This is a genomic window from Coxiella endosymbiont of Ornithodoros maritimus (assembly GCF_907164965.1).
Lineage (GTDB): Bacteria > Pseudomonadota > Gammaproteobacteria > Coxiellales > Coxiellaceae > Coxiella.
The window spans coordinates 76,024-83,620 of sequence record NZ_CAJRAM010000028.1; the positions used below are offsets into that span (position 1 = coordinate 76,024).

The following is a 7,597-nucleotide window of genomic DNA, read 5'->3' on the forward strand; positions in this document are numbered from 1 at the left end:
TCAGCGATAATTTCAGGATAGGAAAACCATTCTGGAATCTCGAGTCCTTCTCGCAGATGCCGACGAATTTCTGTCTCAGATATTTTTAAAATTGTTTCGTTTTGTTGTATCTGGGTTACCGGAATGTATTTCTGCTTCGCTTGGCTATAACCATCTCGTGAAAAGGAACAATTTGAATACCTGCTTCCTTTTGGTATTTTTGTACCAATTCCTGTGCTGTATATGGCTCATAAAAAGGTTTTCCTCGACGGTCAATATAGAGCTTACATGATCGCGCCAAATGATAAAGTGCGTACATCCGTAGTTTTTGCACGTATTAATATATGCCAGAGCGCTTCACGCGGCCCTCCCATACGCATTGCCAGTGGCAAAAAATTTATAAATGTTGTTCCGGGAGGGATAATAGGAGAGCATTATCTCGTAACAACACGCACGCGTGATATAATCCACATCACCAAGCTTAGTTATTCCAACTACAGTACAGGCTGAATCAGCAAATTTGCATCGCATATTTCTGCAGCGTATCGTCTTAATTCAAAATGGGCACAATGCATGGGATTTCTGGTTTGAAAACCAACTAAATCTCTATGTAATCGTTTCAACTTATCTTTCAGCTGTTGAGGAGAAAGTCGATTTGGAATGAAATCGTAATTTTTAGGGGCGTTAATTTTTGTCAATTTGCCATTCAAATAAAAAGAACCCTTATGACGTAAAAGCTGTTTCACTCCGGGATGGGCTTCATCAAGCGTGCCAAATACACAGTAAGCTTCTTTGTATTTACCCGGTTCCCATATTTCTCCAACTTCCAGAATTTCCAATAAACTACCTTGCTCATCACTTAAAGCAAGTGGTTCAGCAATGATCAACTTTGTTGCAAATTCGCTTTTCACATCCAACGTGATTGGGATAGGTCATAAACTCCCATCAACAATACGAAATAATAGTCCGCTTCTGACAAGAAGTCGTTCAGTGGTACAAAACCACGATTAAAAAGCATTTCGAGATCGCAAAGTTGGCGCGAGCTCAAAATCAATGAACACATGGTGGGCAAACTGTCCTTGTAATCCTTTACTACTATCAGGTAGCCTACAAATGGATATCCTCTACTATCAGAAGCCAAGAATTTCGGATAAAAAATGCAATTTATTGAAATATAATGATTTTCCGGTTTCAATGAGAATTTTTCTTCCCGCTTGTTCTAAAACGCATTGCGCTGCAGGCGTACCCCACTCTTTCGTAGGACCTAATCTAGGATAGATGTGTACTTCCCCTTCTGCTAGCGAGCATATCTTCAAGCTACTGCCCATGCTGATACACTCGCAAGGACCAATTTTATCAATAAATTTTTGTATGCTATCAAGTCCGGTGGCGATTTATTACGACTTTGATAGGTCGATTCAAGTCCTTTGCTTTGCTCTCCGGGGTCAATTATAATTCTTGGGGTGGTTGTTCTCCAACTTACTTGAAGGCGCCAGCTGCTTTACTGCTTTATTTATATAATAACAAGTGTTAGTTACAGGAAGAAACACTACCCCGAGTACTACTTTCGCATCTTTGCTTAAGGTTATTATTAACAGTAAATCCGCCATTGCGTTTAATAAAATCTTTGATTCCGTCAAAGGATCAACCAACCAAAAATAAGAGTTTAGAAGGGTGTTAGAATAAATCTCAAAATCTAACTCTTCGTAAATGATGGGAATCTTCAGGGTTAAATTAGTGAGTTGCTCTGAAATAAAATCATGTGTCAATTGATCAGCGTTTCTTAACGGGGAAGCATCGTTTTTCTTTGTCACTAAGAAGAGGGTTCACTATAGATACTAAGAATCTTTTTTGCAAAAAACTTGATTATTTCAATCACAGATGTCAGCATCTTTTCACTATGAATGAAGGTTTCCATCTTTAATCATTCTCCGGTTGTTTCAATACGATTATTACCAATTTCGATTCGTAAATAAATAGCAATAGAAATTAGCCGGAAAAGGTGCTTGTTGCACGATGAATAAAGAGTTGATACCTTTAGGTCTGTTAAAAAATGGATAACCGTTATGGAAGGTAAGAAAATACTCATTACAGGTGCTGGCTCCGGCTTGGGAAAAGCATTAAGTTTGTGGTTGTCTAAATTGAGAGCAGACTTGTACTTATTATCTCAATCGAAACAAAAACTTGAGGATTTACAAGCGGAGCTCAAGTCCCCTACTAAAATCTACGTAATAGATTTTTCTGATGAAACAGCCTTAGAGCAAGTCTACTTCAATTACTAGAAATAGACTTTATACCGGATGTTATTATCCATTGTGCTGGCGGGGGATTCAAAATACATGATCCGCTTTTAGCTAGACAAGACTTTTGTAAATTAGTTGATATTAATTTGTTGTTAGGCGTTCAAATAAACAACAAACTGATATCTAAAATGGTGGACCTTCAAAGCGGTGTGATTATTCATGTGGGTTCAACGGCCGATTCTGCGGCACACGGATCAGTGGCATATAACACGGCTAAAGCAGCTTTGGCTGCTTATGTCAGAAGTTTAGGGAAAGCGCGATAGCTGCGCTAGTGGGGTTGTGGTAACAGGGATCTCTCCGGGCAGTTTTATAGCAGAGGATAACAATATATTCCGATTTAAAAATGATAAGCCTGTTGAATTTGAGAACTACGTTGCAGCGCTGCCCTCAAAACGAATGACCGACGTCGGAGAATTTTTTCCCATCGTAGAAGCTTATGTAATCAAAAAACTCCATTGTTGAGCAGCTGCATGGTACCCCTCGATGCAGGCGAGGGTATGGGTTATACCCGCTTAGGATAGAAAAATGAATGACGTCACTGATCAGTTAGTACAAGATTTAGCTGAACCGATAATAATTATCGATAAGAAACGCTTATCTATCTTTAATTGGTGTGCAGGATTATTTCAAAGGTTTTAAAAAATAGAATCTCTAGCTTTATATGGCCTATGCGGAAATACGTAGGCGCTACAAACGAACCCTTATAGGGCCCTTTTGGGTGACTTTGAGCATTGCGATTTTTATAGGAAGCATGGGTTTCTTAGAAATCAGCAGTTATTTACCTTTTTTCGCTTCTGGTTATGTGGTATGGATTTTTTTCAACAACACTCTCTGAATCGTGTAGGACATTTATTGCCAGTGAGAGTTACATGAAGCAAATTGCTTTACCTTATGGCTTTTATGCTTTTTTGGTTGTATCACGTAACGTAATGGTTTTTTTCATCACTTTGTCGTTTTCCTTACGGTCGCATTAATTTTTCATCTTCATATTACTCATAATACTTGGTTGGTTATTCCAGGCTTCGCTTTATTGATTTTAAACTGTAGTTGGATTGCAATTGCACTTGGATTAGTTTGTGCACGGATGCGCGATATCCAACAAATTGTGACGAGTATTTTGCAGATTGCAATGTTTATTACGCTAATATTTTGGTCAGAATCTCAATTAGGTCATGGCAAAATCGCTTTATCAATTATTAATCTTAACCCAATTTATCATTTCATTAGTGTGGTTCGCTATCCTTTAATGGGTGAGCCTACAAGTCTCGTTAGCTGGATGGCAAATATTTTAATTCTTGTGGTTGGTTGGAGATTTACGATGATTTATTTAGGACGAAATTATAATAAATTGATTTATTGGTTATAGGCAAAATCGATGCAAAATTATATTGAGTTACAAAACGTATCTATTGAAATTCCTGTTTTTGATGCTAACCGGAGTTTCCGTCGATCTTTAGCAAACCGTTTAGGTGGAGAAATTAATCGTAATGAGAAAAAGAAAGTTTATATAACTGCTTTACATGATATTTCATTTTCTTTAAAGAAAGATGACCGTCTTGGTTTAGTTAGCCATAACGGCGCCGCTAAAACAACCTTGTTGAGATTGTTGGCGCATATTTATCGCCCGACTAAAGGCCAATATATTTGTCGAGGGCGGATAACTTCATTATTCAGTATTAATTTAGCTATGGATATGGATGATACAGGTCTTGAAAATGTTCACACCATTGGCATGTTCTTGGGAATGACAAAGCAGGAGCTTAAAAAAAGCAACATGAAATTATTGAGTTTAGTGAATTAGACGATTTTATTCATTTGCCTTTACGGACTTACTCTTCAGGTATGTTAATTCGACTGAGTTTTGCTCTAGCAACAGCACTTGAGCCGGATATTTTATTAGTGGATGAAGGCATTGGTGCAGGCGATGCAAATTTTGCGGCAAAAGCTAAAAATCGTCTAAACGATTTTTATAAGAACATTAACACTCTTGTTTTGGCATCTCATTCCGATCAACTAATTAAAAAATTGTGTAATAAAGCGATATTATTGGAGCATGTTAGTATCAAAGCTTTCGGCGATGTTGATAAAATTATTTCCGTTTATCAAGGCAAGTTGTCCTTAAAAAAATGAATTCTGTTTCTTTGTCTCATAGGGTTCTTAGTAGGCCTAAAGTATCCAAGAATAAAAACGAGTAATTCGCTGTCACAAATGTTAAATTATTCGGTTTATTTGGCGTTTCCTTTGCGAATGAATCCTGTACTTTTTTCTGGGGGCGGCGGTACATCATCCTTTAACAGAATTTTTATGACATCCGGTGCTTGATAAGCCATAACGGTGCTTGTCTCCAAAGTGTCGATTTGTGTGCTGTCTATTTGGATATAACGGAAGTGAAACAATTGATTGAAGTGTTATTGAGATGCTAATTCGATACAAAACGAATTGTTTTACGCTTTGGTATCGAGGCTTAGAAAAATGAAAATTTGTATTTTTCAAGAATGGGGATGGGTCGATTGAAATGTCATGAGAAAATTTTCGTTTTTATTTGATGAAGCCGGTGTTGAATTATTGAAATGAGTCAAAGCGCATGTTCGCAAAAAACACTTCGCGAAGCCATTGTGCATGAAATCGCTGAAGCAGACAAAGTCTGTAATTGCGGATCTCATTTAATTCACATCGGCGAAGTAATCACCGAACAATTAAAGTATATTCTCGCGTATTTGTCTGTGGTTCAGCACGTGCGACCCAAATATGTTTGTAAGCCTTGCCAGGAAAATGTAAAGATCGTGCTGATGCTGCCGTTATTTTTACCCAAAAGTATCGCGACACCGTCGCGAAATACGTGGATCCCCTTCCTTTGTACCGAGAAGAAGCCATTTGTCAATGTCTGGAGATTGATTTACCGCACAGCAGTTTATGGGGGAACTTGTCCATGAAGCTTTAATATTCTGTCAAAAATTATTTACCATTGAGGCAATGGCGCGAGACAATCATTTATCACCTGAAGCCAGGTAGCAGTTAAGAAATGAAAAGGCACCACCCATTTGGGATACCTTTAAAAAAAGGTCAGATGATCATTTACCCAAAATATCGGAACAAGAAAAAATTGGACGCATTGAAATAGATAATAATTTCATTGAGAAAATGCGATTCGTCCTTTCGCTTAGGATGAAAAAATTGGCTCTTTGCGAGCAGTCCTGCCAGTGTCAACCTCTAGCGGTGCGAGTAACAAAGACTTTGCTGTTCCAGGAATTGTAGTTGGCTTAAAAATGTGGTTTCTCCTTCTTTGGGCAGTCAAGTCGAGGCTGTCAACAAAATTTTTCATGCGTAGGCCCTGTAATATCCTGTAAAATCATGCTTGACCTCGAAGCACAGTTACGTAATTATTAAGCCTTAATCAGGGCCGTTAGCTCAGTCGGTAGAGCAGCTGACTCTTAATCAGCGGGTCCAGAGTTCGAGCCTCTGACGGCCCATCATAAAATCAATAAATTAAAACTAGAGTTAGCAGTTTAGAAGTCATAATTAAGACCATCGTGTACACGGTGTATATATTTTTTGGAGTGAGTGGACAAGGTTCATCGACAGCTTTCAAGGATAAATAAGGACTTCTAATTTTTTTAATGTGTTGCTTTTTTGCTTGCTTTGGAACAAATCTGATAAATTAGATAAATGAACGCCATTGGTTATAGGTCAGAATTACCTATAACCAATCCTGTTATAAATAAGCGAAGAAAAAAGTACCACGTCCCCTTAAAGTGGTAGTAAGCGAAAGCTTTGGAAAATGAGTGGGTTCCATGGAACCCACTCAGATAGTTTTCAAATTATCTGTGGTGCTAACTGCTATGGCATGAAATGGGCTTTCATTTGATAGAGGTATTTTTAACTGAGAAGTCAGTTGTAGATAATTATCCTTCTTCGGAGAATACTTTTCTTATGCTGGCTCTAAATCCAGGAATGAGTTTTAAGATTCTTTAACGAAGCTTTTAGGCGCGCTGTGCTGACTTTTTTGAGTGCTGCCCGTTTCATTTCAAGATTAGCCTTGGCATAAATTTTATGCAAAGCTTTACATAATGTTTATTGTGGTTAGCCGGTGATCCCTGTGTTCTGGTAATAAAATTTTATAGCGTTACCCTATTCGAAGGGTGACCCGGCATAGACCGATGCTATAATGGGGCACTTAGGGTTATTCGGATATTAAATGGATAAAAGACTTATTAATTTACTATTGGAAAATGAAAGGAAATTGCTGAGAACCGTCGACAAGCACCCGATCACGTGCAAGAATTATTAGCCGATGATTTCGTTGAATTTGGTAGTTCAGGACAAATATATAGCAAAAGAAATCTCCTTAAGGCATTGTCGGAAGAAAATAATTCTTCTATTGCGATGTTAAATCCACAGTCCACTCAACTAGATAATTATGTTATTTTGTTAACCTAATAACTAAAAAGGAAAATATTAATGGTTGTAGTTTTTCATTACGAAGTTCGTTATGGAAAAAGGTCGATACTGATTGGAAATTGGTTTTCCATCAAGGGACGCCAACAAAAAGATAACGTTGTAAAATGAGAGGCATTGATGAGAAGGAAAGAAAGCTAAAAAATAGCTTCTCCAGCATGGGGCGGTAGTAATTATAAAAAAGGCTCAAAATTTCAAATGACGTAGGCTACTGCCTTTGTTTGGGAATCTGGCGTTCTGAATGAGTTAAAAAAGGTCAGCCATTAGCTTCTGTTGATCAAGAGGGAAATAGCCAACTGGTGAGTGCTCAAAGTAACGAGCACCCATTTTAAATTACTTTTGTTTTTGAACGATCGTTCAGTAGTTGCTGAATACGCGGCGCGTTTTCAATCTCAAGGGGTCGGATCACTGATCCGCGCCAGTCACCCATCTGGATAGTGCAAGACCCATTGATGCAAAGCATCCCAGAAAACGATTAGTGCTATGCTATGTCCAAGTGTTTTTACAAGGATTATGGCTGCCTAATGGCTCCAGACCCTGGTGTGGCTTATACGAGCATGGGCGTTTCGGTATAAACTCCTTCAAGGATCCTTTAAATTAGGGTGGGGCAATGACTAATCAGGTCTCCTGGTTTTTAACCAACCCCTTTACGAGTTACCTTACCCCAGCCAACGCTTTTTAAATCTATTAAGTAAATGATTTTTTCACATTAAGCTCCACGTTATCCCTTAGAATGTAACAACAAGCGAGCATTAACTTGTGTGCAATAGTTTTAATCGCGACAATCCGATTCGTTTTTTTCATTTTCCGTTGATGATAACATTTAAGATCCTCGTTAAAACGAATAGCAAAATGGGCGG

At 38.2% G+C, this 7,597-nt stretch carries 3 protein-coding genes, 1 tRNA gene and 6 pseudogenes; 6 read left to right on the plus strand and 4 right to left on the minus strand.

The genetic code is table 11. From position 1 onward, the window contains the following. Positions 1–2 precede the first annotated feature (2 nt). The 3 pseudogenes from OWO34_RS09735 to OWO34_RS03345 form a co-directional block, all read right to left on the minus strand. Positions 3–298 (minus strand): annotated as a pseudogene (locus tag OWO34_RS09735) (hypothetical protein); the annotation flags it as partial. Next, positions 264–890, minus strand: a pseudogene (locus OWO34_RS09740) (hypothetical protein). The pseudogenes OWO34_RS09740 and OWO34_RS09735, both read right to left, overlap by 35 nt. A gap of 188 nt (positions 891–1,078) precedes the next feature. After that, positions 1,079–1,897 (minus strand): annotated as a pseudogene (locus OWO34_RS03345) (3'(2'),5'-bisphosphate nucleotidase CysQ family protein); the annotation flags it as partial. 148 nt (positions 1,898–2,045) lie between these two features. Here OWO34_RS03345 and OWO34_RS03350 point away from each other — a divergent pair. The 3 pseudogenes from OWO34_RS03350 to OWO34_RS03360 all read left to right on the plus strand — a co-directional run bounded on the left by OWO34_RS03350 (position 2,046) and on the right by OWO34_RS03360 (position 4,477). Continuing rightward, positions 2,046–2,803, plus strand: a pseudogene (locus tag OWO34_RS03350) (SDR family oxidoreductase). Positions 2,804–2,807: 4 nt separating this feature from the next. Next, positions 2,808–3,648 (plus strand): annotated as a pseudogene (locus tag OWO34_RS03355) (ABC transporter permease). Between the two features lie 9 nt (positions 3,649–3,657). Beyond that, a pseudogene (locus tag OWO34_RS03360) lies at positions 3,658–4,477 on the plus strand (ABC transporter ATP-binding protein). Positions 4,478–4,507: 30 nt separating this feature from the next. Here the strand turns inward: OWO34_RS03360 and OWO34_RS03365 are convergent. After that, complete coding sequence (locus OWO34_RS03365; RefSeq protein ID WP_267256550.1) at positions 4,508–4,630, minus strand: hypothetical protein; 123 nt, start codon at positions 4,628–4,630, stop codon at positions 4,508–4,510. A gap of 222 nt (positions 4,631–4,852) precedes the next feature. Here OWO34_RS03365 and OWO34_RS03370 point away from each other — a divergent pair, with 222 nt between their 5' ends. The 3 genes from OWO34_RS03370 to OWO34_RS03380 all read left to right on the plus strand — a co-directional run bounded on the left by OWO34_RS03370 (position 4,853) and on the right by OWO34_RS03380 (position 6,719). After that, complete coding sequence (locus OWO34_RS03370) at positions 4,853–5,215, plus strand: IS66 family transposase zinc-finger binding domain-containing protein (protein ID WP_267256551.1); 363 nt, start codon at positions 4,853–4,855, stop codon at positions 5,213–5,215. Positions 5,216–5,679: 464 nt separating this feature from the next. Then, a tRNA-Lys gene (locus OWO34_RS03375) sits at positions 5,680–5,752 on the plus strand. Between the two features lie 769 nt (positions 5,753–6,521). Beyond that, the gene (locus OWO34_RS03380) at positions 6,522–6,719 is read left to right on the plus strand and encodes a DUF4440 domain-containing protein (protein WP_323808261.1); all 198 of its coding nucleotides are present in this window, start codon (positions 6,522–6,524) and stop codon (positions 6,717–6,719) included. Positions 6,720–7,597: the final 878 nt, after the last annotated feature.